Here is a 22,681-nt window from a genome sequence, read left to right on the forward strand (position 1 = left end):
TATGCACATCGATCAATATAACCTAAGTAACTAGCATCTATCAACTATTAAACACTGGTAGTATAGCTAGTTGTTATGCAATAACCTCTAAGAACCCCAATTCGCCACAAAAAAACGGGCAGAGAATCTCTTCTCTACCCGCTTAACTTATTGAAGCTTCTTCAGTTCATTGCCTTCAAGCAATGGGAAGTGACAGGCAACCTGTCTGCCCGGAAGGGCCTCCTCCAGCAGCGGCTCTACCTGACTGCATTTCTCCTGTGCAAGCGGACAGCGGGTATGGAACCGGCAGCCGGATGGCGGGTTCGCAGGGGATGGAACATCACCCTTTAATACGATACGCTCCCGTTTGCGGGTTGGTGATGGCTTGGGAATGGCCGACAGCAGGGCTGCGGTGTAAGGATGAAGCGGATGAGCGAACAGCTCTTCCGTCTCAGCTACCTCAACCATTTTACCAAGATACATAACGCCTACGCGATCTGAAATATGACGAACTACATTCAGACCATGGGCAATGAACAAGAAGGTAAGGCCCATCTCTTTCTGCAGCTTCATGAGCAGGTTGATAACCTGAGACTGGACAGACACGTCAAGGGCCGATACAGCCTCATCCGCAACGATAAACTGAGGATTGAGCGCAATTGCCCGGGCAATACCGATCCGCTGACGCTGACCGCCTGAGAATTCATGCGGATACCGATTCCGCCGCGTTGGGTCAAGACCTACCAACTGCATCAATTCCACTACACGGTTGTCGATTTCCTTGGCAGACATATGGCGGTGAACACGGAGAGGCTCACCAATAATATCCTTAACCAGGAAGCGAGGGTTCAGAGAACCAAATGGATCCTGGAATATAATCTGCATTTCTTCACGAAGCTTGCGGAGCTCGGAATTGTTCAGGGAGTGAACATCTCTCCCGTTGAACAGAACTTCGCCTTCCGTTGCACTTTGAAGCTTCAACACCACACGGCCGAAGGTGGATTTGCCACATCCGGATTCACCTACGAGTCCGAACGTCTCACCTTTACGAATGGAGATAGATACGTCATCTACAGCTTTCACATTGCCCACAACACGATTGAAGAGACCCGCTTTGATCGGGAAATACTTCTTCAGATGCTTAACCTCAATGAGATTGTCTTGGTCCTCTACCTTGGGTTCTTGCATACTCATTTCGCCTCGCCCCCGTTCCGGCCAAGTACCACAGGTGCCTTATCCTCATACAGCCAGCATACGGCAGAATGCTCCTGGCCTACTTTGAAGTTCAGTGGCTCCTGGGTCCTGCACTTATCCATAACATGCGGACAACGAGGGTGGAAGCGGCAGCCTCCAGGAAGATTGCCAAGGCCTGGAATGGTTCCCTTAATGGTATACAGCTCCCTGCCCCGAGTCCCTTCGAATCCCGGGATCGACTGCAGCAGCCCCACAGTATAAGGATGTGAAGGATTCGCGAAGACCTCTTCTACCGTCCCCTCCTCTACAATGGCGCCCGCATACATAACCGCGATCCGATCAGCCATCTCTGCCGCTACACCCATATCGTGGGTAATCAGCAGAATGGACATGCCCAGTTCTTCCTTCAGACGCTGAAGCAGATCTAGAATCTGCGCCTGCACCGTTACGTCCAGAGCTGTGGTAGGCTCATCTGCGATTAGAAGCTCAGGCTTACAAGCTAGAGCCACCGCGATGACGACACGCTGACACATTCCGCCCGACAGCTCATGCGGATACTGCTTCGCACGAATCTCCGGTGCTGGAATACCTACCAATCTAAGCAGGTTAACGGCTTCCGTCCAGGCTTCCGAATCACTCTTGTTCTGATGCAGTCTAAGACTTTCCGCAATCTGCTCTCCCACTGAGAATACCGGGTTCAAAGCCGACATGGGGTCTTGGAAGATCATTGCGATCTGGTTGCCGCGAATCTTGCGCATATGCTCTTGATCCTTGGCGGCCAGGTCTTCCCCGCGGAATTTAATCTTCCCCTCCAGAATAGCTCCGCCAGCGTAATCAATCAGACGCATAATGGACAAGGACGTAACACTCTTGCCGCTGCCGGACTCGCCCACGAGACAGAGTGTTTTACCTTTTTCTATTGTTAAAGAGATGCTGTCCGTCGCTTTGACGAACCCCTTCTCTGTCATAAATCCGGTTGTCAGATTCTCTACTTCGAGTAATCTTTCCGCCATTGTTTCAGCCTCCTCTGGGATAACATTGCTTTTTGTCTAGGGTCCAGAGCGTCACGAATGCCATCGCCAATAAAGTTAACGGCCAATACTACAATAAAAATGCATAACCCAGGATATACGGCCTGTATCGGATCGGTAAGCATAAATTCTTGAGCATTACTCAGCATTTGACCCCAGCTTGTATCTGGAGCCTGTATACCAAGTCCAAGGTAGGATAATGCGGACTCACTCAATATGGCTCCGCCAACCATTAAGGTCGCATTAACAATAATCGGGAAGCTGGCGTTACGAAGCAAATGTCTAAAGATAATTCCTCCGCTCGATACGCCTATAGCTTTTGCGGCCTCTACATACTGGGTCTCACGTAGTTGGAGGAACGTCCCCCGTACGAGACGTGCGATCCCCATCCAGCTGGTAAAGGCAAGAATCATAATCATATATCTAACCTCTGAGCCGAAAATAGCCAATACCAGGATGTTAAGAAATAGAAGTGGAATAGAGTTCATCACATCAACCAAACGCATAAAAATCGTATCAATCCATCCGCCGAAATAACCTGAAACAGCGCCAATCAACGAACCAATAATAACGGATGCCGCCGCTACAGTGAACCCGACAATAAGTGATATTTGTCCGCCATAGAGCAATCTGGAGAAGATGTCCCTGCCCAGCTCATCCGTGCCTAGCACATGGTTATCCGTCCCTGGTGGGAGATTCGAGATCATCAGATCAATGTTATTGGGCTTGAAGGGTGTGATCACCGGCGCGAGAAATGAGCCTGCCATGAAGATCAGCAATACAATAAGTCCCGTCATGGCAAACGGATTGCGAAAGAATTTCTTCCATACAATCATCCAAGGGCCCGGGGGCTTCTTGAGAGGTCTTGAAGTCGGCATCTCCTCAACAGGAGGCTGTACTCCAGGTTGTCCACCCGGGGCAAGGTCTTGGTTCATATTTACACTCATGCCGATTTCCCTCCTTTGCCCAGCTGAACCCGAGGGTCAACAATAGCGTATAGAATATCGGCAATCAAGTTACCGATGACCACTACAACCGCGGTAATTAAGGCGATAGCCATGAGTACAGAGTATTCACGGGCTACAGCCATCTCAATAAATAGGCGTCCCATACCCGGCCAGTTGAATACCCGTTCCGTTAGTGCCGCACCCCCAACGAGAATAGGCAGATCAAGCCCGAGAATGGTAATGATCGGAATGAGTGAATTTCGAAGCGCATGCCGGAAAATAACTTTACGTTCCTTAACGCCTTTGGCTCGTGCGGTACGGATATAATCCTGTTCAAGCACTTCAAGCATACTGGAACGTGAATATTTGGAGTAAGCCGCCAGGAACCCCAGTGTCAGGACGGTGATCGGCAGAATCATATGCATGAACAGATTGGACAGGTTCCCCTCTTGGCCCATCGTCCACATATCGGAGAGCGGCAGCCAGTCCAGCTTTAGAGCAAACAATTCCTGTAAGAGTATACCGAACCAGAAGGTTGGCATGGCAAAGCCAATATAAGCAATAAATGAGGATGTTTGATCCGAGAATCCGTATGGCTTGGTGCTGTTATAAATTCCCCATGGTACCGCTATTAACAAAGAGAGAATCCAGGCTGTGCCCATAAGAATTATCGTATTGCCAACGGTTGGCCACAGAATTTCCCCAACAGGGACATGATTTTTAAAGGTGTAGCCCAGATCGCCTTTAAGTAATCCGCCTACCCATTTGAAATATTGAATGTGAATCGGCTGATCAAGACCCAGATTATGCGCCTGAACCTTGGCCGCTTCCTGCGATAGTCCAGGGGACAGGAATATTTGAGTAGGACCGCCTGGAGCCGCATGAATCAGACCGAAAGTGACGATACTGACGAGAACCAGTACCAAGAGCGATTGCAGAATACGACGAATGAAATACTCAGTCATTAACTTTCCTCCCAGGATTGTAGCTCGTACAACCTATTTAAGCCTGAAAACAAAAAAGGGAGAGGAGAAGATTCTCCTTCCCCCTCGTTAGTTGTCGTACAATTATTGAGTTAACCACCAGTTTTGAATGTGGAAGTAGTATCCATACGGGAGTGAAGCTTCCGGTGCATCTGCCTCTGCATATTTCACCCGTGATCCCAGACCTTGTGGCAGACCATACTGATACAGGAATACATACGGAAGGTCAGTGGAGATTTCTTTACCCACTTCTTCATAAATTTTCTTACGTTCATTCTGATCAACTGTTGAATATCCATCTACCCACAGCTTGTCGAGCTTCTCATTTTTGTACCAGCCCATGTTTTGACCGTTTGGCGGGAAGTACTTGGAAGAATACGTCTGCTCACCATCTGGATCCGGGTTGTTCAGGGACCAAGACAATAGTACTGCTGGGAATTTACCAGGTGTCAAGTTGTTCTCTGCCCAAGAAGAGAAGTCAATTGCTTTCGGTTTTACTTCAATTCCTACTTCTTTAAGGTTCTGTTGAATGACAGCGGCAACCTGTTGACGGCGGCTGTTACCTGCATTGTATTGAAGCTCGAACGAGAATCTATGACCGTCTTTAGTCAGAATTCCATCTGAACCTGCAACCCAGCCGTCTTCAGCAAGGAGCTTCTTAGCCGCTTCTGGATCATAATTATATTCAGTTACTGCAGAGCCTGGATCTGCCCAAGTACCTGGAAGGAACGGCGCATTCAATTTAGTACCTGTGCCTTTAAGAATATTCTTGATCATTCCTTCGCGGTTAAGAGCGGTAGCGATCGCTTGTCTTGTCTTAACGCCAGTAAATGGTACATAATTATCCGGGAAATTCTCCGGTTTGAAGTTAAATGCTACATATTCATAAAGTGGGCCTGGCGCCAATAGAACGGTAAGGCCATCTTTCTTCTTCACAGCTTCAACCTGTGTTACCGGAATAGCTTGAATTAGATCTGTATCGCCCTTCATCAAGGCTTGAACTTCTGTGTTCTGATCCGCATAGATTTTGTATACCACTTTGTCAATATGCGGTTGTTGACCCCAATAGCTTGGATCCTTCTCAAATGCCAAGTACTGCCCACGTTTCCACTCGCTCCATTTCCAGGAACCGTTAGTAACCGTCTTGGCAGGATCTTTACCGTAAGGGTTATCTTTCAGTTGCTCAGGCTTCACATCCTTAAGCACGTGGTAAGGAATCAACTGATTGAACAAGCTGTATTGGAACGGCGCAAATACTTGCTTCAAAGTAATCTTGACTGTTTGATCATCGACTTTCTCGAGTTTGTCAACTTTATCAAATTGACCGATACCAGGAGAACCCACTTTAGGATTACGGAAAGTATCAATAGTAAAAATTACATCATCCGCGGTTACTGGCTGGCCATCGCTCCATTTAGCTTCTTTCTTCAGCTTGACTGTGTAAGTCTTGCCATCCTCAGATACCTCAAGAGGAGCCGCTGCTAGAGACCAAGGTTCTGCTGTAAGATTGCCTTTACGATCCAGGTCATACAGGCTTGCCATTACGAATCTTGACACATCACCTGAAGCAGAGTCTGCAACAAAGATCGGGTTAAGCGATACAATGTCGGAGAAGCTGCTGACAGTCAGAGTTCCTCCATCAACCGGCTTATCTGTAGATTTCTTAGTATCTACCGCTGAACCCGTTGGATTCTTCGTATTGCTGCTCTCGTTTGATTTGGTATTACTGCATCCTACGAACAAAGCACCGAACAACGTAAGCGTTGCTAATAGGGCAATCCATTTTTTTGTTTTTACCATAAATTCGTTCCTCCCGTTTCCATAAATTGTTAACTTACTGTCCTGCCATCCGGGCCGAAGCTAACCGCACGTATTTCCTAATTCTGTCTACGGTATGAGTGAGCTGGCTCACTCATATTACGTGGGCTGTGACCCCCCTTGTGTTTCAGAATACTAGAAATGTTTAATTAACTTCTAATATATTGTTATTCAATATATCCTAATAATAAAAAAGCATTAATCTTGATGAGTTTACTCGGGATTGTAACTCTAGTAGCATTTTTTTCACATGTATTCCCCGGTTGTTCTGTTAACCACAGGTCAATTAATGTTAATGCTTTCCACTATGTTTTCCAAATAAAAACATTGATTTATTAATGCTATGATTCATTATTAGTAAATAATATACATTAAATTTACTAAAATTCCAACTATATTTACAGTTTGTTTTTAATTTTTTTTTAATGTTATGTATAAGAAATACTTTTCACTCTACCCTCATATCCATCACAACAAAAAAAGCAGCCAATGATTGGCTGCTTTCTATAGTCAAATCTTACTCTGTTGTATAAGGCAACAATGCGATTTGACGGGAGCGTTTGATTGCAATTGTCAACAAACGTTGGTATTTTGCGCTAGTGCCGGTTACACGGCGTGGCAAAATTTTACCGCGTTCGCTGATGAATTTCTTCAACAACTCAGTGTCTTTATAGTCAATGTGAGTAATTTTGTTCACAGTGAAGAAGCACACTTTACGACGTTTGTTACGGCCGCCGCGGCGAGCCGGTCTTTTGTCGTTGTCTCCGCCTTCTCTTGGTTTAAAAGCCATGCTGTATCAGTCCTTTCCAATATTAAAATGGCAAATCGTCATCCGAAATATCGATCGGTTTCCCGTCATCGGAGAATGGATCTTGATTGCCTCGGGAGCTGCTGCTGTTACGGTTCGCACCGCCACCGCCTCCAAATGCTGGAGATTCCTCCCGTTGACCGCTTCCGCCACCATCACGGTTCGACTCCAAGAAACGGACATTATCGGCAATGACTTCGGTAACGTATACACGTTTGCCTTCGTTATTCTCGTAATTCCGTACTTGAATGCGTCCTTCAACTGCGGTCAGACGACCTTTACGCAAGTAGTTGGCACATGTCTCTGCCAGCTGTCTCCACGTAACGACCGGTATAAAGTCCGCTTCGCGCTCTCCGCCTTGTGAGGTGAACGGCCTGTCTACCGCAATGGTAAATTGGGTAACCGCCACGCCCGCTGGGGTATAACGCAGTTCTGGATCACGGGTAAGTCTTCCGATGAGAATGACACGGTTCAACAATCTGGTCCCCTCCTCTGAGCGATAAATTTACAAACACATATTAAGCAACGTCTTTTGTAATGAGATAACGGATAACTTCGTCGGAAATTTTTAAAATACGTTCCAACTCGTCAATTACATCCGGAGTCGCAGTAAAGTTCACGAGAACGTAAACTCCATCACGAATCTTGTTAATCTCATACGCAAGCCGGCGTTTGCCTAAAACATCATGCTTTGTAATTTCCCCGCCGTTTTGGATGATGCCTTGGAATTTTTCGACTACAGCTTGAAGAGCTTCTTGTTCAAGGTCTGGACGAATAATGTACATCACTTCGTATTTGCGCATATCTTTCACCTCCTCTTGGACTCACGGCCCCCAATGCATAGCTTGGGAGCAAGGAGCGAGCGTCAACTCGCACCATAGTAATATAACAAATTTGAAAGCCTGATGCAAGTGAAACTCGAGAAAATAAAGAATATATGTTCCTAATTCGTTATGAACTTCCATATCCCTTCGGCTACTTCCCCACATGATCTTCCTTTGGTGCGTGCACACTAAGGCGGTAGAACCAACTCTAATATGGAAGGGAGATAATTGATAATGGGCGAGCAGACTGAGTTTGAACCCGGAGATAAAGCCCCTAACCCTGGCATTTATACTGAGGTAGGGGAAGCGCGCAGCTTCCATACCCAAATTCAAAACCCAAAGCGGGTTGAGCTCGAACGGGGAGATATCTTCCCAGAGACAAGCAATAAGAACCGCAAGTGGAAAAAGGCGGAGAAAGCCCGCGTCCACTGATGTAATTTTTTACCATACGCATATTCGTATACGACCTCTTCATTCTGCACATTCTATGTTTAGACGGCGTACAAGAGAGGTGTGGTTCCGTTGGACCTGTTCAGCGAAACATCTGTTAGGAGTCTTATTCACAACTCGATGTACAGTGTAATTTAAAGAAATATCCGGTGCTTTGTCTGTGAAGACAAGGTTGCCGGGTGTAGGCTTTAGTTCTCTGGTTAGGAACGTGAGGCGCCCAAGGAAGACCCCTCTTCCTGGTGCTCCAGCGTAAGGCTGCAACTGCCGAATGTCTCCTGCATTTGTGTGAGAGAAGAATTCCATTCGTGCGCCGTCTACCACCAAAGAGGTCCCCATCCGGGGGCCTTTTTAGGTGCTCCTTCATACATCGCACAACAACAAAAAAACCTCCGCAGTAACGGAGGTTGATCTAATCCATTTGAAATTTGCAGAAGTGGCGGAAAGAGTGGGATTCGAACCCACGCACGCCTTGCGACGCCTAGCTGATTTCGAGTCAGCCCCCTTGGGCCTCTTGGGTACCTTTCCGCAGCAATAATGATTTTAACATATTGCCGTACAGTTTGCAATATAGCTTAGCCCTTCTAGTCAGCCCTTTCATGCATAGGGCAGGCTATATGGATGTCTTATCGCTCCCTGGTTCCCCTTCTGCTGATCTAAGCACCTTCTTCATATTTTTCTCAAACTTGACCCTTGGAATTAATACGCTATGCTTGCAGCCTACACACTTAATTCGTATATCCATACCCATCCGGATGATCTCCATTTCGTTGCTGCCGCAAGGGTGATTTTTTTTCATTTGAACGATATCGCCAAGCTGAAATATTTTGCGTTCCAATACATACAACTCCTTCGCTCAATGTTAATCCAAGAATAGCTAAAGGCGTGCCCTATGCCTCAGCAGCAAGCTCACCTTCTGCTTCCTCCAAGGCCTCCTTCGCATAACTCTGAATCTCCCGCTCCACCTCAGCACGTCTGCCGGGCAGACATTCACCAACAATCCGCACTACATACTCACTAGTGGTCATCGATTGTACTCCCAGCACATTAGGCACATTCGCCAGAGCCTCGGTGTTCTCTTTGAGTTCAGTCATGGACTTCTTCAAGATATCGAGGGACTCATCCAGCTTCCTCTTGCTGCTTATCGGAATATCGACCACAGCAAGAGCATTATTAAGTGAGTAGTTCGTTACATTAGTAATCATGCCGTTTGGAATAATATGTACCTCACCTGTCCAGCTAACCAACCTCGTTGTGCGCAGTCCAATGATCTCCACCGTCCCTTTGAAGGTTCCTGTCTGGATCACATCTCCTACAGCAAATTGATCCTCAAGGATAATAAAGAATCCGGTAATCACATCTTTGACCAGACTCTGGGCTCCGAACCCCACTGCTAATCCGAATACGCCCGCCCCTGCCAGCAATGGAGCCAAGTTAACGCCGAACTCACTGAGTAGAAGCATAATCATTACAAAATTGGTAGCTATGGAGATGACATTCTTCAGTAGCTCGCCTACAGTGACGAAGCGGCGTGGATTCACATTAAGACGGCTGTCCTCATGACGCCGAAGCGAATGATCAATGAATTTAAATATGAGTTTGATAAATAACCGGGTGATGACTAGAATAATGACGATTCTTATGCAGGAAAACAGAATGTTCTCCCACATACCCACATTAGTGAACCAGTCTGATATCTTTTCTTTCCAAGTTACCGCTGCTTGTTTTGCTTGATCCACAGCTGTCTCTGCAGCGAAGAACATGGCTCTCCCCCCTCTTTCCACACAACAAGGCTTTGACTTAATCTAAATAATTGTCACTCTGCTCCTATATCAATCGTAACATAACCCTGCATCTCTTTCGAATAGATCCCTCTGATCTCTACTCTCTCCGACCTTATAATATCCTTCACCACCGGCAGGCTCCCAGGTTCAAATTGTATAGAAAGCGCACAGCCCGCCGTGATCTCCTTCGGCGTCGGGAACAGATCCATCTCCACCTCTGCATACTCAAGCAGCATCTCGGCACGCAGCGCCTGCTGGGTAGAATCGAAGGCCATCACAAGCCAATTATCCATTAGTACACATGTCCCCTTCATAAGCAGATTACAGATCACCCAAGTATAAAATCTTTCTAATATTCATATACTATCTACTATATTGTCGACCTAATGCAATGCTTCATGGCAGCACCCTATGGAGTTATCTTCTATATTGAATGGAAAGGAAGATTTTATGTCCCTTACAGATCCAGCCTCTACCGCCGCTCAGGAGATCCCCTATTTAAAAATACTGCATACTGAGCCCGGCATACATTCGGCTATTATGCACCGGCTTCTTCTCCATTTCGCCAAGCTTACAGCCAGGCAGGAGATTGTTATAGTCTGTATTGGCACGGACAGATCCACAGGGGATTGTCTTGGCCCGCTGGTTGGAACCGCCCTATCCAAGCTTCAAAGCAGCAGCTTTCATCTGTATGGCACTCTGGAGGATCCCGTACATGCCATGAATCTCCAGGATACCCTTCTTCATATTCAGCAGATGCACGATAATCCATTCGTGATTGGCATAGATGCCTGTCTGGGTCAATCATCCAGTGTAGGCTGTATTCAGGTCGTTCATGGTCCCCTTCGTCCAGGTGCAGGGGTACATAAAGAACTGCCGCCGGTCGGCGATATCCATCTTACAGGCATCGTCAATGTCGGCGGCTTTATGGAATATTTTGTATTACAGAATACCCGGCTCAGTCTGGTTATGCGTCTGTCTGATATTATCGCGACCAGCCTGTATGGGGCGATCAAAGAATGGGACAGAAGCTTTAGACCTCTTGTTCGGCGAGATGAATGGCGTCCTTTTCCTCAGGAGAGAGTGAATAAGGCGACTCCCCTTTGACGAGTGGCTTCGCATATACATAAGAACCATCACGGTTATAGATCCCCGTCAGGACGATTCCATCCAGCTGACTATCTATAAATGCAACTGAGAAGCTAAGTTCATTCCCATGTTCATTAAAGGCATTATATCGTTTAATGCCTATTTTTGCTTTTTGCTTAGGAAGGAGCTTCTGGATAGATTGCAGCTGCTGCTGCTGTACCTCCTGCTCATCCTCAATGGAATCCAATTGGACCTTTAAGTCGATGAGGAGTGACTCCAGATTCTCAACTCCCGCGCCGGCCATCATAATCTCATATTTGCGGCGCATCTTCTTCAGCTTGCTTCCCTGAACAATATTCCAGATGAGCAATAAGATAAATAACAAGGCAGTTCCCACGACGATTAATCCCAATTGTTCACTGACAAGATTATTCAATTCCAACATCCCTGGCTCTACCCCTCTATAATCATCTATGCCTTATATAACTGCTGCATCGCCTCTATAAGGGCGTCCACCTCTTGGGCGGTTGTAGAATAGCCCACGCTTGCTCTTACCGCTCCTGTTCGTGTTGTACCCGCTGTCTCATGACCTAATGGTGTGCAGTGAAAGCCTGCCCTTACTGCAATTTGATACTCCCTGTCTAGTCGAAATGCCACTTCAGCCGCATCCTGATTCCTTACATTGAAAGTTACAATTCCAGTTCTCGGTTGCCCCAGCGCTGGACCGAGCAGACTTATTCCGGGAATCTCTGCTAGTCCCTGCATAAGCTGTTGCGTTAACTGCCACTCCCGGGCGTAGATACGCTCTACTCCCTCTGCAAGCACTTCTCTTACTCCTTCACCTAGACCGGCGATACCTGCCGTGTTAGGGGTGCCTGCTTCATAACGATCCGGACGAACTTTAGGCTGCTCCAGTTCCTCTGATTGACTTCCAGTCCCTCCATGCAGATGAGGAACCAGATCTATATCGGGGCTTATATAGAGCCCCCCTGTTCCCTGTGGTCCCAGCAAGGCTTTATGCCCTGGAAAAGCGAGCATGTCTATATTCATGCTGCCCACATGAATCGGATAGGCCCCGGCCGTCTGAGCTGCATCAACCAGCAGTACAGCCCCATGCTGATGAGCCAGGCGAGCGATGTCCTCAATTGGCGCTATGCTGCCAAGCAGGTTAGAGCTATGGCTGCATACCACTAACCGAGTATTTTCCCTAAACGCACTCTTCATACGTGAGAGGTCAATTGTCCCCTCTGTACTCGCACTTATATAATCAACCTTAACCTCTTGGGTACGCTTTAGAAACTCTAGTGGACGCCTTACGGAGTTGTGCTCCACCATTGTGGCGATGACATGATCTCCCGGCTTGAGAAGCCCCTTAATGGCTAGATTAAGTGCGCTTGTTGTATTGGAAGTAAAAGCAATGTCTACCGGATTCTCCACCCCAAGCAGTGTCGCCAATCGGCTTCTCGAACGCATGAGAACTCTACCGGCCTGAATAGCCATTGCATGGTTCCCTCTGCCCGGATTCGCCGCACTTCCTGAGAGCGCTTCTTGCACTGCCTTAATCACCCCTGCAGGCTTAGGCCATGAGGTCGCCGCATGATCTAAATAAATCACTAGTTCCCACCCTTCCCATCTAGGTCAACTTTACCTTCACTTCCAATATAAGATCAAGAAAGACATACCCCTCCCTCTTCACAGTACAGGAGAAATATGTCAATTAATCATTGGAGCATGTCAAGCAATCTCTGTAAATCCTGCTGGCTAAAGTAGTTGATCTCTATCTTGCCTTTATCCTTGGCCGGCTTGATCTTCACAGTAGTCTTAAATCTCTCACGAAGGTTCTCTTCAACTTCCTCGATATAAGGGTCTCTTCTCTTAGCTGCGATTTTCACTTTGGAGGTATCTAGCTTCTTCCGGTCAAGCTGCTGGACAGCATCCTCAAGCTCTCTAACGCTCCACTCATTGTCGATACATTGTTTGGCAAGCTGCTTTATAATCGCAGTATCTTTCAATCCAACAATGGCTCTTGCATGACCCATGGATAATGTTCCACGTGAAACATAATCTTTCACCTCATCAGGCAAGGCCAAGAGACGAAGAAAGTTGGCAATGTGGGAACGGGATTTACCTACCTTTAAGGATAATTCTTCCTGAGTTAATTCGAATTGATCCATTAGCCCTTGATAAGCGACTGCGATCTCCATCGCATTCAAATTCTCACGTTGAAGATTCTCTATGAGAGCAATTTCCATAACCTGCTGATCCGTGAAGTTGCGTACCACAGCAGGAATAGTCGTATTCCCGCAATATTGGGAAGCTCTGAATCGGCGTTCCCCTGCAATGATTTCATAACCTTTGAGTACACTTCTGACAATAATCGGTTGAATCACACCATGTTGACGAATCGATTCTGCCAGATCCTTGATGGCTTCTTCATCAAAAGTCTTACGAGGCTGGTAGGGATTTGCACGTAGCTGATTAAGGGGGATTTCTACCACCTTATCTTCATCACTAACAGAAAGCGATGGAAACAGCGCGTCAAGTCCTTTTCCCAGACGCTTACTCATAAGAAATCACTTCCTTTGCCAATTCTAAATACACCTCAGCCCCTTTTGAGCGAGGGTCGTACGTAATAATTGACTGTCCGTGAGAAGGTGCTTCGCTCAGTCTAACGTTGCGTGGAATAACGGTTCTGTAGACCTTTTGCTGGAAGTACTTCTTCACTTCCTCAATAACCTGAATCCCCAGATTGGTTCTCGCATCGAACATGGTAAGCAGCACACCCTCGATTTGTAGAGATGTGTTAAGGTGCTTCTGGACAAGGCGTACGGTGTTCAGCAGCTGACTAAGTCCCTCAAGAGCATAATACTCGCACTGAATGGGAATCAAGACAGAGTCTGCGGCAGTTAACGAGTTAATCGTCAGGATACCTAAAGAAGGAGGGCAATCGATAATAATATAATCATACTGGCTCTTCACTTGCTGCAGAGACTTCTTAAGCCGCACTTCACGAGAAATGGTCGGCACTAGCTCAATCTCGGCTCCAGCCAACTGAATTGTAGCCGGAATCATATCGAGCCCTTCGATTTGCGTAGGCGTGATTGCTTCTTTGGGATGGACTTCATTGATCAGAACATCATATATGCAGTTAGCAACATCAGCTTTATTAATACCAATACCGCTGGTCGTATTCCCCTGTGGATCGATATCTACAAGTAGAACCTTTTTCCCCAGCGTAGCCAGCCCGGCTCCCAAATTGACTGATGTTGTAGTTTTCCCAACACCGCCCTTTTGGTTGGCAATGGCAATGATTTTAGACAACCTGTTCACCTCAATATTATTTAAGAATCTTCTTGTAGATCCATACAGATCAATGATCCTTTAGACCATTTCATGCTGTATTATGTGGGTCAACTCAAAGAGGCAGCTACAAAAAGACAGAAAAAGCGGCTACTGCTGCCGCCTTCTTAGCGCATACTTGACCATTAACGTTTTGGAATCTTTATGACGATTTCATAATGATCTTCATGATCTGTCTCCGCCGTCTTGATCTGCAGACCGGAGCCCGACACCATATCAATGGACTGCCGAATCGTGTTTAGAGCAAGACGGACATCTTTGGTGAAAGAAATACGCTTGGATTTTTTGTTCTTAGCTACTTCCTTATAAAAGGCAATTCTTGCTTCGGTTTGTTTTACGTTCAAATCCTTGGCAATAATCTCTTCCAGAACCTTCAGTTGAAGTTCTTCTGTATCTAATGATAGTAGGGCCCTGGCATGACGTTCCGTAACCTTCCGCTCCATCAGAGCATTCTTCACAACTTCAGGTAATTGCAAGAGACGAATCTTGTTAGCAATAGTGGACTGGCTCTTTCCTAGTCTTTGTGCAAGGCTCTCTTGAGTCAGTTGATGGAGATCAATCAAATTCTGGTAAGCAACTGCTTCTTCAATCGAAGACAGATTCTCACGTTGTAAATTCTCAATCAGAGCAATTGATGCAGCTTGTGAATCATTGAAATCTCTAACAATGGCAGGGATCGTCTCGAATCCAAGCTTCTTCACGGCACGCCAACGACGTTCCCCTGCAATAATCTCATATTTCTCATTCCGGTAACGAACCACGATAGGCTGAATCACACCATGCGTCTTGATCGTCTGACATAACTCATCAATTCTATCATCGTCAAAAACTGTCCGAGGCTGATACGGGCCGCCGACAATGTTATCTACCGGAAGTTGCTTTACTTCTTCCCCGCTGTTTCGTTCGGTCAACCCAAACAATTTAGAAAATTGTTCTTTCATTCCGTAGATTACCACCTAATTTCATAGTAGCATAAGGCGCTGCTGCCTTATGATCTTCATTCTCGAGGGAATGAGCAAAATGGCATCCGATAAAGGCCTTGAATTCCCTGACTTAAAAGAGATAAGTATCCGGTTCTAGAAGGAAATTCATATGCTTTGGATATAATCTATTCTATCACTTTTTCCTCTATAATCCTATTCTCTATCTTACCAGTTTATATTCATTCCTTCCATATGGAATGACTGAAAGAAATATACAACTGCAGACCTCTGAGCAGCATGCCAGATCATCCATCATATAACTGTAGACCATACCCCCTAGTAAAATTGAACTCATAGCTCATAGCTCATAGCTCATAGCTCATAAATCATAAAATACAATCCCCTCCCCAAGTCACTTCCCTTTTACTCCATTCACCCAACAGCCACTCACTACTGACAACTTCATTAAGCTGATCCTCTTACAGAAGCTGATTTAGCACACTTGGTAAAATCGGGTGACATCTGCTAACTAATTGTTTCACGTGGAACACAAAAATTCCCAAAAAAAATAACACCTCTATATTAGAGGTGTCTTTAATGGGGTGCCCGCTTTTCGCGGATACTTTTTAGGTGTTGGAGCAGTTTTTTTGATCAGAATTATATGACGCTCTGAATTCTCTACAGGAAGATTGAAGTTATGACTTTCCTTCAAAGATCCTTTTAGCTCCTTCATACTGAATGCAGCTTCCTTCATCTCCTCTTCAGGATCATTGCCTTTCATGGCGGCAAAGGCTCCTCCGGGCTTCACAAATGGAAGACAGAACTCATTTAATACGGCTAGGCGTGCAACAGCTCTTGCCGTAGCGAGATCGTAAGAATCACGATGCTCTGGCAGTCTGGCGATATCTTCTGCCCGGCCATGAATGAGCTGAACATCCTTCAACTCAAGCTCGTTCACCACGTGCTGGAGGAATGAGATTCGCTTGTTAAGTGAATCCACAATGGTAAGCTTGAGATGGGGAAATACGATTTTGAGTGGAATGCCTGGAAATCCAGCTCCCGATCCTACGTCAATCATACGATTTACGGAATCCATTTCTTTATAGAAAGCAAGTGTTAATGAATCATAAAAGTGCTTCACATACACTTGATCCCGCTCCGTAATTCCAGTTAGATTCATTTTCTCATTCCAGGATACGAGTTCCCGGAAGTAGATCTCAAATTGTTCAAGCTGGGGCTCACTTAGGTGAATCCCCTTCGCCTGGATCAAACTAACAAAATTGGATTGAACTAAATCCATAGCTTATCCTCCTGCAGCAGTTACACGGTTGTAGTGTTCAAGATATACCAGAAGGATCGATATATCAGCCGGCGTTACCCCCGAGATCCGCGAAGCCTGGCCAATAGAGATTGGGCGGATTCGGTCCAGCTTCTGCCGTGCCTCCATCGCTATGCCATGAATATCCTCATACTTGATATTCTCAGGAATCTTCTTCTTCTCCATCTTTTGAAGTCGTTCCACATGCAGCAGCTGCTTCTCAATGTAACCCGCGTATTTAATCTGAATCTCTACCTGCTCCTTCATGTCCTCATCCAATTCAAGTGAGGAAGGAGATAACGGTTCGATATGAGCATAGTTAACTTCAGGGCGTCGAAGAATATTTAGCAGGTTGCTTCCGTCTTGAATCGGGGTCGAGCCGATGGCCTCAAGGATTGGATTAACCTCTACCGGGCGTACCTTGGTTGCACCCAGGCGTTCAATTTCAAGCTCGACATTCTGCTTTTTATTAAGAAATTGATCATACCTGTCCTGCTTAATCAAGCCGATCTCATAACCGATAGGTGTCAGACGAAGATCTGCATTATCATGACGAAGAAGAAGCCGGTATTCAGCTCTTGAAGTAAGAAGGCGGTAAGGCTCATTCGTGCCCTTAGTGACCAGGTCATCAATAAGCACCCCAATGTAACCTTGGGATCGATCCAGAACGACAGGTTCTCTGCCCTGCACCTTGCGAGCCGCATTAATACCCGCGATAACCCCTTGGCCAGCTGCTTCCTCATATCCAGATGTTCCGTTCAATTGTCCTGCTGTGAAGAGGCCTGGCACAAGCTTGGTCTCAAGTGAAGGCCACAGCTGTGTCGGCACCATAGCATCATACTCAATGGCATAACCCGTACGCATCATCTCCACATTTTTCAGCCCTGGAATCGAACGCAGAATCTGCAGCTGAACATCCTCAGGCATACTGGTGGACAACCCTTGAACGTAATACTCCGAAGTGTTCTTACCTTCTGGCTCCAGGAAAATCTGATGCTTAGGCTTGTCGCTGAACCGTACAATCTTATCCTCAATTGAAGGACAGTACCTTGGGCCCGTACCTTCAATTACACCTGAGAACATCGGCGCACGGTGAAGATTGGCGTTAATAATCTCATGAGTTTCAATTGAAGTATACGTCAACCAGCAAGGCAGCTGTTCATTATTAGAACCTTTGGTTTCATAGGAGAAGAACTTGGGCTTCTCATCTCCAGGTTGAATCTCCGTCTGGGAGAAATCGATGGTGTCCTTGTGAACACGTGGCGGAGTCCCCGTCTTGAATCTTACAAGCTCCAGGCCAAGCTCCTTAAGATGCGCAGCCAGTCTTACAGAAGGCTGCTGATTATTCGGCCCGCTTTCGTACATCAGCTCACCCATGATGATTTTACCGCGCAAGTAAGTACCTGTAGTTAGCACCACTGCTTTCCCGCGGTACTCGGCTCCAGTCTTGGTAACCACACCGACACAATTCCCGTCTTCAATAATTAATTCTTCAACCATCCCTTGGCGAAGTGTCAAATTCTCTTCCTTCTCCATGGTTTCCTTCATGGCATGCTGATACATGAACTTGTCCGCTTGGGCACGCAGCGCATGTACGGCAGGCCCTTTTCCTGTATTCAGCATTCGCATCTGAATGAAGGTCTTGTCAATATTACGACCCATTTCGCCGCCGAGTGCATCAATCTCCCTGACCACATGGCCTTTCGCAGGCCCACCTATAGATGGGTTGCATGGCATAAATGCGACCATGTCCAGGTTGATGGTAACCATAAGTGTACTACAGCCCATTCGAGCTGCCGCCAGAGCCGCTTCTACACCCGCATGGCCCGCACCCACGACGATAACATCATAATCTCCCGCCGGGTATCCCATTATTTATTTCCTCCTTAATATATCGAACGTTCCCCTGCCTTATGAATTTCATCATAACCGCAATCCGAACCGTTTATTTACCGAATTAGAACTATGTCACCAAAATAACTACATCCACCATCATACCACGATCCCCGGCTTTACACCGTTCATTTTACTTATTTCCCAAGACAGAATTGAGAGAATATTTGATCCAGCAGTGAATCCGGAGCAGAGTCCCCGATAACCTCTCCAAGCTGCTCCCAGGCCAATCTTACATCAATTTGGTAAATATCAATAGGAACCCCTGAGTCTGCTGCCTCATAGGCATCTCTAAGTGAGGCTGCCGCCTTATTAAGCAGGGCAATATGCCTTACGTTGCTGACATAGGTCAGATCCCCCGACTCCAGCTGCCCTCCCAGGAAGAGATGAGTAATTGCTTCTTCCAGGCTTTCCAGCCCTTCCGAGGTTCTTACAGACAGATTAACCCGGTTCTCCTTCGGAAAATAACGCCCAACCACCTCTAAATCAACCTGCTGCGGAAGATCACTCTTATTGATCAATACAATAACCTGCCGATGCTGAATTTGCTGCATCAGCTTAATCTCATCCTCATGCAGCGGCTCCGCTCCATTCAGCACGAACAGGATCAGATCAGCTTCATTAACCGCAGCCTTGGAGCGCTCCACTCCTATCTGCTCCACTACATCCATCGTCTCCCGGATCCCCGCTGTGTCCAGCAGCTTGAGTGGAATGTTGTTAATGGTCACGAATTCTTCGATTACATCACGGGTAGTTCCGGGAATGTCCGTAACAATTGCCTTGTTCTCTCTCACGAGCGCATTCATCAATGAAGACTTCCCTACATTCGGCCGGCCGATTATAGCTGTAGTAATTCCCTCGCGAAGAATCTTCCCCTCATTAGCCCGCTTAAGCAATTGGTCAATTCCCGTGAGCGCCTGAGTGCATTTCTCCTTAATGAACTCCGAAGTCAGTGACTCCACATCGTGCTCGGGATAGTCAATGTTCACTTCGATATGTGCAAGAGTCTCCAGCAGGGTCTGGCGGATCTCATGAATTCTGCGGGACAGATCGCCTTCTACCTGCTTCAAGGCAACCGAGAATGCACGGTCAGACTTGGAGCGAATCAGATCGATAACCGCTTCGGCCTGGGACAGATCAATCCGGCCATTCAGAAATGCCCGCTTGGTGAATTCACCCGGCTCGGCAAGCCGGATTAGAGGCTGCTTCAGCAGCAGATCCATCACTCTTTTCACCGAAATCACCCCGCCGTGGGTGCTAATCTCCACCACATCCTCCGTAGTGAACGACCGCGGTGCTCTCATCAGGGTAACGAGAACCTCTTCAAGCTTATCTCCCGAGACGGGATCTATAATGAATCCGTAATGAACGGTATGACTGTCCGCATTCACCAAAGGGGTCTTGGAACGGAGGAGCCGTCCAACCTCAGCTATAGCCTCTGGCCCACTTACCCGAATAACGGCAATTCCGCCCTCCCCTACAGCTGTTGAGATTGCAGCAATAGTATCTGTAACCATCTTCTCACTCCTTTTATATACATAAAAAGAAATGACGATTGCCCGAGGCAAACGTCACTCCCATTACATTCATTTACTTTGTCTTACTGTAATAACCACTCTGCGATTGGGCTCCTCGCCCTTGCTATAGGTCTTCACTTCCGGATGATTCTGCAGCTTTGCATGAATCACTTTGCGTTCCTGTGGAGACATCGGCTCCAGAGAGACTTCCTTCTGGGAACGAACGACCTTGCCGGCAAGTCTTAGAGCCAGCTCCTCCAGGGTCTTCTTCCGGCGTTCCCTGAAATTCTCCGCATCAAGAACCAGCCGGATGAAGCTATCCGAATATCGGTTCGCTACGATATTGGCTAAATACTGCAGAGCGTCCAGGGTCTGCCCCCGTCTACCTATTAACAGTCCAAGATCAGAACCAGAGATGTTAAGAATCGTGCTGTCCTTGCGGTGCACAATCTCTACCTCAACTTGCAGGCCCATGCTTTCGCCTACATCCGAGATAAATGACGCCGCCTCTTGAAAAGGATCTTTGCCTTCATGCTGAAATTCTTCGCTGCTTACAGCTGACTGCTCTATAACCTCTACATGAGTTGCTTCGACCTTTGGCGGTTCTGTCATCGTACCGGTCAGCAAAGTAATCTCTACTTTGGCCTCCCTTACTCCGAACAGACCCAGGAATCCTCTTGATGGCTGCTCTAACACTTTCACGGCAACTTGATCCTCGGTGGTGCCGAGCTTAGCCAATCCTTGTCTTACAGCATCTTCAATGGTTTTTCCCGACGTCACAACTTTGTTCATTTCTTCTTGTTGGCCTCCTTGTTGGTGCCTCTTGCCGGCGTACCAGCCTTCAGGTTAGACCCACCTCTCTTAGACTTGCCGCTCACAGGCGCTGCCTCAACGACTGCAACTTCGTCAGCTGGCTTCTTATAGATGAAGTAGTTCTGAACAATCGTATAGATATTACTGAATACCCAGTACAAAGGAAGTGCGGCAGGGAAATTGTAAGCCATGATAAAGATCAACACAGGGTAGATAAACATCATGAACTGCATAGGCCCTTGCATCCCTGCAGGATTCATATTGGACATCATCTTGGTCTGAACATACGTACTCAATGCCGCCAAAGCTGGCAGGATGAACAAGTGGTCCGGCTTGCCGAGCTCGAGCCATAAGAAGGTGTGCTCACGGATAAGCGGATTATATATAATCGAGTTATACAGCGCGATGAATACCGGCATTTGAATGAGCATCGGTAGACATCCAGCCATTGGGTTTACTTTATTCTCTTGGAACAGCTTCATTGTTTCTTGCTGCTGCAGCTGCGGGTTGTCCTTATATTGCTCTTTGATCTTGGCCAGCTGCGGCTGAATGGCCTGCATTGCCTTGGTGCTCTTCACTGACTTAAGGGTAAGCGGCAGAATTAGGGTCCGAACAATAATCACCATAACCAGAATGGACAGTCCGTACTCTCCGCCAAACCATCGGGCAAAAGTGTCCAGTGCCAGGGAGAAATAATAGACTACATTCGACTCCCAGAAATTGCCGGCCTTCAAATCCTCTGTAGTGTGTGTTGCTGTTGCACTTGGTGTACAGCCAGCTAGCAGAACGAGCAATCCGACCGCCAGTGCAATGAGTAGCCACTTGCTTTTAGTTGACTTCAATCGTGACACTTCATAACCCCTCTCTTAACCAATCCATCAGCCTAAATCATACCATAATTGATCCGACAAATAAACAAGCTGTCAGGAACGCGAAGTCCTTGTAAGGCCTGCCTTTCGGAGCGCATGGAGCACGCTTTTCTCGAGCTCTTTATACTCCATAGATACAGCACCTTTTCTTACAATAAAAATGATGTCCACATGATCCCGGATTTCGCTCTTATGCAGCCTCACAATCTCCTTGATCAAGCGCCTCATCCGGTTGCGGACTACCGCATTACCTATCTTCTTGCTTACAGAAATTCCAAGACGGAACTGTTCAACATTATTCTTCACAGACCAATAGACCACCAGCTGGCGGTTAGCAAAAGACTTGCCATAACGATACACCCGTCCAAAATCAGCCCGGTTTCTTAAACGCAGTTTCTTATGCACGACAAATCTCCTTGGAATGCACACCTAATTTATAGATGAGATGTACCTTTAACTTTCTTGCATGGTCTCAAATTACGCCTTCTTATGAAAAAAAGACCACCGCAGTGGTCTTCACGCGTATCATTTACGCACTAAGTACTTTTCTACCCTTCAGACGGCGAGCAGCCAACACCTTGCGGCCGTTTTTTGTGCTCATTCTCTTACGGAAACCGTGAACCTTACTACGTTTGCTCACATTCGGTTTGAAAGTCGGTTTCATATATTGCACCCCCTCACAGGATTACTGTCTTCTTCTTACTATATTTCACCGCAGAAAAAGCCTTTTTACATTTAACCACGAAATGCTTATAAAGTCAACCAAAGCTCCCTACTTTCAAGCAAAGAATTTAACTCCATTCGGTGGATAACTTCACCGCGGAATCACTTATCCACAATAAAAAGTCAAATAACTGAGATAAATGATTTATACACATGTGCATAATTATTTTTAGAATAATCAGAGCTACTTATACCCCAAAATTCGTTAGGGAAAAAATACCTTATGATATCGCTTACATTTTAAGTTTACATCCCCCCAGTTCTCGGTTAATATAAGTTGTATACAAGTATACTTCTTGTTCTAAAGGAGATGATCTTTAGCGATCAGCAGGAAGATTCCTAGAACCCGCTCACGTAACTG

At 46.5% G+C, this 22,681-nt stretch carries 25 protein-coding genes and 1 tRNA gene; 2 read left to right on the forward strand and 24 right to left on the reverse strand.

Annotated elements, in window-relative coordinates; genetic code table 11:
* Window positions 1-147: 147 nt before the first annotated feature.
* From LDO05_RS18680 to rpsF, 8 genes are all read right to left on the reverse strand, one after another.
* Entirely contained in the window at window positions 148-1,173 is a 1,026-nt protein-coding gene (locus LDO05_RS18680; RefSeq protein WP_251376804.1) for an ABC transporter ATP-binding protein, read from the reverse strand.
* On the reverse strand, window positions 1,170-2,186 hold the full coding sequence (locus LDO05_RS18685; protein WP_251376805.1) for an ABC transporter ATP-binding protein: 1,017 nt from the start codon (window positions 2,184-2,186) through the stop codon (window positions 1,170-1,172). The genes LDO05_RS18680 and LDO05_RS18685 overlap by 4 nt, the downstream gene beginning before the upstream one ends.
* Entirely contained in the window at window positions 2,162-3,151 is a 990-nt protein-coding gene (locus LDO05_RS18690) for an ABC transporter permease (RefSeq protein WP_481857005.1), read from the reverse strand. The genes LDO05_RS18685 and LDO05_RS18690 overlap by 25 nt, the downstream gene beginning before the upstream one ends.
* Window positions 3,148-4,116 (reverse strand): ABC transporter permease, encoded by a 969-nt coding sequence (locus tag LDO05_RS18695; RefSeq protein ID WP_251376806.1) that lies wholly within the window; start codon window positions 4,114-4,116, stop codon window positions 3,148-3,150. The genes LDO05_RS18690 and LDO05_RS18695 overlap by 4 nt, the downstream gene beginning before the upstream one ends.
* A 102-nt stretch (window positions 4,117-4,218) precedes the next feature.
* Window positions 4,219-5,934 (reverse strand): ABC transporter substrate-binding protein, encoded by a 1,716-nt coding sequence (locus LDO05_RS18700; RefSeq protein WP_251376807.1) that lies wholly within the window; start codon window positions 5,932-5,934, stop codon window positions 4,219-4,221.
* A 535-nt stretch (window positions 5,935-6,469) separates the two neighbouring features.
* Window positions 6,470-6,742, reverse strand: a complete 273-nt coding sequence (rpsR, locus tag LDO05_RS18705) for a 30S ribosomal protein S18 (protein WP_082927055.1) — start codon at window positions 6,740-6,742, stop codon at window positions 6,470-6,472.
* A gap of 22 nt (window positions 6,743-6,764) precedes the next feature.
* Window positions 6,765-7,238, reverse strand: coding sequence for a single-stranded DNA-binding protein (gene ssb / locus LDO05_RS18710; RefSeq protein WP_251376808.1), 474 nt, complete (start codon window positions 7,236-7,238; stop codon window positions 6,765-6,767).
* Window positions 7,239-7,278: 40 nt separating this feature from the next.
* Window positions 7,279-7,563, reverse strand: a complete 285-nt coding sequence (gene rpsF / locus LDO05_RS18715) for a 30S ribosomal protein S6 (protein ID WP_251376809.1) — start codon at window positions 7,561-7,563, stop codon at window positions 7,279-7,281.
* A gap of 255 nt (window positions 7,564-7,818) precedes the next feature.
* On the opposite strand from rpsF, the gene LDO05_RS18720 reads away from it, so the two are divergent.
* On the forward strand, window positions 7,819-8,016 hold the full coding sequence (locus LDO05_RS18720; RefSeq protein ID WP_251376810.1) for a YjzC family protein: 198 nt from the start codon (window positions 7,819-7,821) through the stop codon (window positions 8,014-8,016).
* A gap of 452 nt (window positions 8,017-8,468) precedes the next feature.
* On the opposite strand, the gene LDO05_RS18725 is transcribed toward LDO05_RS18720, so the two are convergent.
* The 4 genes from LDO05_RS18725 to LDO05_RS18740 all read right to left on the reverse strand — a co-directional run bounded on the left by LDO05_RS18725 (window position 8,469) and on the right by LDO05_RS18740 (window position 10,108).
* Window positions 8,469-8,559: transfer RNA gene (locus LDO05_RS18725), tRNA-Ser, on the reverse strand.
* An 85-nt stretch (window positions 8,560-8,644) separates the two neighbouring features.
* Window positions 8,645-8,869, reverse strand: a complete 225-nt coding sequence (locus tag LDO05_RS18730) for a DUF951 domain-containing protein (protein WP_251376811.1) — start codon at window positions 8,867-8,869, stop codon at window positions 8,645-8,647.
* 52 nt (window positions 8,870-8,921) lie between these two features.
* The gene (locus tag LDO05_RS18735) at window positions 8,922-9,794 is read right to left on the reverse strand and encodes a mechanosensitive ion channel family protein (protein ID WP_251376812.1); all 873 of its coding nucleotides are present in this window, start codon (window positions 9,792-9,794) and stop codon (window positions 8,922-8,924) included.
* A gap of 53 nt (window positions 9,795-9,847) precedes the next feature.
* Entirely contained in the window at window positions 9,848-10,108 is a 261-nt protein-coding gene (locus tag LDO05_RS18740; RefSeq protein ID WP_251376813.1) for a putative Se/S carrier protein, read from the reverse strand.
* Between the two features lie 157 nt (window positions 10,109-10,265).
* Between LDO05_RS18740 and yyaC the strand changes: the two genes are divergently transcribed.
* A complete protein-coding gene (gene yyaC / locus LDO05_RS18745) occupies window positions 10,266-10,922 on the forward strand; it encodes a spore protease YyaC (protein ID WP_251376814.1) in 657 nt (218 codons plus the stop codon).
* On the opposite strand, the gene LDO05_RS18750 is transcribed toward yyaC, so the two are convergent.
* The 12 genes from LDO05_RS18750 to rpmH form a co-directional block, all read right to left on the reverse strand.
* Window positions 10,849-11,349 carry a DUF4446 family protein gene (locus LDO05_RS18750; RefSeq protein WP_251376815.1) on the reverse strand — a complete coding sequence of 167 codons (501 nt, stop codon included), beginning with the start codon at window positions 11,347-11,349 and terminating at the stop codon, window positions 10,849-10,851. The two genes, yyaC and LDO05_RS18750, sit on opposite strands and share 74 nt — an antisense overlap.
* Before the next feature lie 26 nt (window positions 11,350-11,375).
* Window positions 11,376-12,518, reverse strand: a complete 1,143-nt coding sequence (locus LDO05_RS18755) for an aminotransferase class V-fold PLP-dependent enzyme (protein WP_251376816.1) — start codon at window positions 12,516-12,518, stop codon at window positions 11,376-11,378.
* A gap of 107 nt (window positions 12,519-12,625) precedes the next feature.
* Window positions 12,626-13,471, reverse strand: a complete 846-nt coding sequence (locus tag LDO05_RS18760; protein ID WP_251376817.1) for a ParB/RepB/Spo0J family partition protein — start codon at window positions 13,469-13,471, stop codon at window positions 12,626-12,628.
* On the reverse strand, window positions 13,464-14,225 hold the full coding sequence (locus LDO05_RS18765; protein WP_251376818.1) for a ParA family protein: 762 nt from the start codon (window positions 14,223-14,225) through the stop codon (window positions 13,464-13,466). Before LDO05_RS18765 ends, LDO05_RS18760 begins: the two co-directional genes overlap by 8 nt.
* A gap of 164 nt (window positions 14,226-14,389) precedes the next feature.
* Window positions 14,390-15,205 carry a nucleoid occlusion protein gene (gene noc / locus LDO05_RS18770; protein WP_251376823.1) on the reverse strand — a complete coding sequence of 272 codons (816 nt, stop codon included), beginning with the start codon at window positions 15,203-15,205 and terminating at the stop codon, window positions 14,390-14,392.
* A 559-nt stretch (window positions 15,206-15,764) separates the two neighbouring features.
* Window positions 15,765-16,487 carry a 16S rRNA (guanine(527)-N(7))-methyltransferase RsmG gene (rsmG, locus tag LDO05_RS18775; protein ID WP_251376829.1) on the reverse strand — a complete coding sequence of 241 codons (723 nt, stop codon included), beginning with the start codon at window positions 16,485-16,487 and terminating at the stop codon, window positions 15,765-15,767.
* Window positions 16,488-16,490: 3 nt separating this feature from the next.
* Entirely contained in the window at window positions 16,491-18,377 is a 1,887-nt protein-coding gene (mnmG, locus tag LDO05_RS18780) for a tRNA uridine-5-carboxymethylaminomethyl(34) synthesis enzyme MnmG (RefSeq protein ID WP_251376831.1), read from the reverse strand.
* A gap of 158 nt (window positions 18,378-18,535) precedes the next feature.
* A complete protein-coding gene (gene mnmE / locus LDO05_RS18785) occupies window positions 18,536-19,915 on the reverse strand; it encodes a tRNA uridine-5-carboxymethylaminomethyl(34) synthesis GTPase MnmE (protein WP_251376832.1) in 1,380 nt (459 codons plus the stop codon).
* A gap of 69 nt (window positions 19,916-19,984) precedes the next feature.
* Window positions 19,985-20,707, reverse strand: a complete 723-nt coding sequence (gene jag / locus LDO05_RS18790) for an RNA-binding cell elongation regulator Jag/EloR (RefSeq protein ID WP_251376834.1) — start codon at window positions 20,705-20,707, stop codon at window positions 19,985-19,987.
* On the reverse strand, window positions 20,704-21,579 hold the full coding sequence (locus tag LDO05_RS18795) for a YidC/Oxa1 family membrane protein insertase (protein WP_251376835.1): 876 nt from the start codon (window positions 21,577-21,579) through the stop codon (window positions 20,704-20,706). Before LDO05_RS18795 ends, jag begins: the two co-directional genes overlap by 4 nt.
* A 72-nt stretch (window positions 21,580-21,651) precedes the next feature.
* Window positions 21,652-22,002 carry a ribonuclease P protein component gene (gene rnpA, locus LDO05_RS18800; RefSeq protein ID WP_251376837.1) on the reverse strand — a complete coding sequence of 117 codons (351 nt, stop codon included), beginning with the start codon at window positions 22,000-22,002 and terminating at the stop codon, window positions 21,652-21,654.
* Between the two features lie 124 nt (window positions 22,003-22,126).
* The gene (gene rpmH, locus LDO05_RS18805) at window positions 22,127-22,261 is read right to left on the reverse strand and encodes a 50S ribosomal protein L34 (RefSeq protein WP_068621644.1); all 135 of its coding nucleotides are present in this window, start codon (window positions 22,259-22,261) and stop codon (window positions 22,127-22,129) included.
* Between the last annotated feature and the right edge of the window lie 420 nt (window positions 22,262-22,681).

The organism is Paenibacillus sp. YPG26 (assembly GCF_023704175.1).
Taxonomy (GTDB): Bacteria; Bacillota; Bacilli; order Paenibacillales; family Paenibacillaceae; genus Fontibacillus.

What these genes read in the sequence shown, in the direction of transcription:
- LDO05_RS18680 (WP_251376804.1), bottom strand. Translation starts at nt 1,173, where the DNA reads ATGAGTATGCAAGAACCCAAGGTAGAGGACCAAGACAATCTCATTGAG.
- LDO05_RS18685 (WP_251376805.1), bottom strand. Translation starts at nt 2,186, where the DNA reads ATGGCGGAAAGATTACTCGAAGTAGAGAATCTGACAACCGGATTTATG.
- LDO05_RS18690 (WP_481857005.1), bottom strand. Translation starts at nt 3,151, where the DNA reads ATGAGTGTAAATATGAACCAAGACCTTGCCCCGGGTGGACAACCTGGA.
- LDO05_RS18695 (WP_251376806.1), bottom strand. Translation starts at nt 4,116, where the DNA reads ATGACTGAGTATTTCATTCGTCGTATTCTGCAATCGCTCTTGGTACTG.
- LDO05_RS18700 (WP_251376807.1), bottom strand. Translation starts at nt 5,934, where the DNA reads ATGGTAAAAACAAAAAAATGGATTGCCCTATTAGCAACGCTTACGTTG.
- rpsR (WP_082927055.1), bottom strand. Translation starts at nt 6,742, where the DNA reads ATGGCTTTTAAACCAAGAGAAGGCGGAGACAACGACAAAAGACCGGCT.
- rpsF (WP_251376809.1), bottom strand. Translation starts at nt 7,563, where the DNA reads ATGCGCAAATACGAAGTGATGTACATTATTCGTCCAGACCTTGAACAA.
- LDO05_RS18720 (WP_251376810.1), top strand. Translation starts at nt 7,819, where the DNA reads ATGGGCGAGCAGACTGAGTTTGAACCCGGAGATAAAGCCCCTAACCCT.
- LDO05_RS18735 (WP_251376812.1), bottom strand. Translation starts at nt 9,794, where the DNA reads ATGTTCTTCGCTGCAGAGACAGCTGTGGATCAAGCAAAACAAGCAGCG.
- LDO05_RS18740 (WP_251376813.1), bottom strand. Translation starts at nt 10,108, where the DNA reads ATGGATAATTGGCTTGTGATGGCCTTCGATTCTACCCAGCAGGCGCTG.
- yyaC (WP_251376814.1), top strand. Translation starts at nt 10,266, where the DNA reads ATGTCCCTTACAGATCCAGCCTCTACCGCCGCTCAGGAGATCCCCTAT.
- LDO05_RS18750 (WP_251376815.1), bottom strand. Translation starts at nt 11,349, where the DNA reads ATGTTGGAATTGAATAATCTTGTCAGTGAACAATTGGGATTAATCGTC.
- LDO05_RS18760 (WP_251376817.1), bottom strand. Translation starts at nt 13,471, where the DNA reads ATGAGTAAGCGTCTGGGAAAAGGACTTGACGCGCTGTTTCCATCGCTT.
- noc (WP_251376823.1), bottom strand. Translation starts at nt 15,205, where the DNA reads ATGAAAGAACAATTTTCTAAATTGTTTGGGTTGACCGAACGAAACAGC.
- rsmG (WP_251376829.1), bottom strand. Translation starts at nt 16,487, where the DNA reads ATGGATTTAGTTCAATCCAATTTTGTTAGTTTGATCCAGGCGAAGGGG.
- mnmG (WP_251376831.1), bottom strand. Translation starts at nt 18,377, where the DNA reads ATGGGATACCCGGCGGGAGATTATGATGTTATCGTCGTGGGTGCGGGC.
- mnmE (WP_251376832.1), bottom strand. Translation starts at nt 19,915, where the DNA reads ATGGTTACAGATACTATTGCTGCAATCTCAACAGCTGTAGGGGAGGGC.
- jag (WP_251376834.1), bottom strand. Translation starts at nt 20,707, where the DNA reads ATGAACAAAGTTGTGACGTCGGGAAAAACCATTGAAGATGCTGTAAGA.
- rpmH (WP_068621644.1), bottom strand. Translation starts at nt 22,261, where the DNA reads ATGAAACCGACTTTCAAACCGAATGTGAGCAAACGTAGTAAGGTTCAC.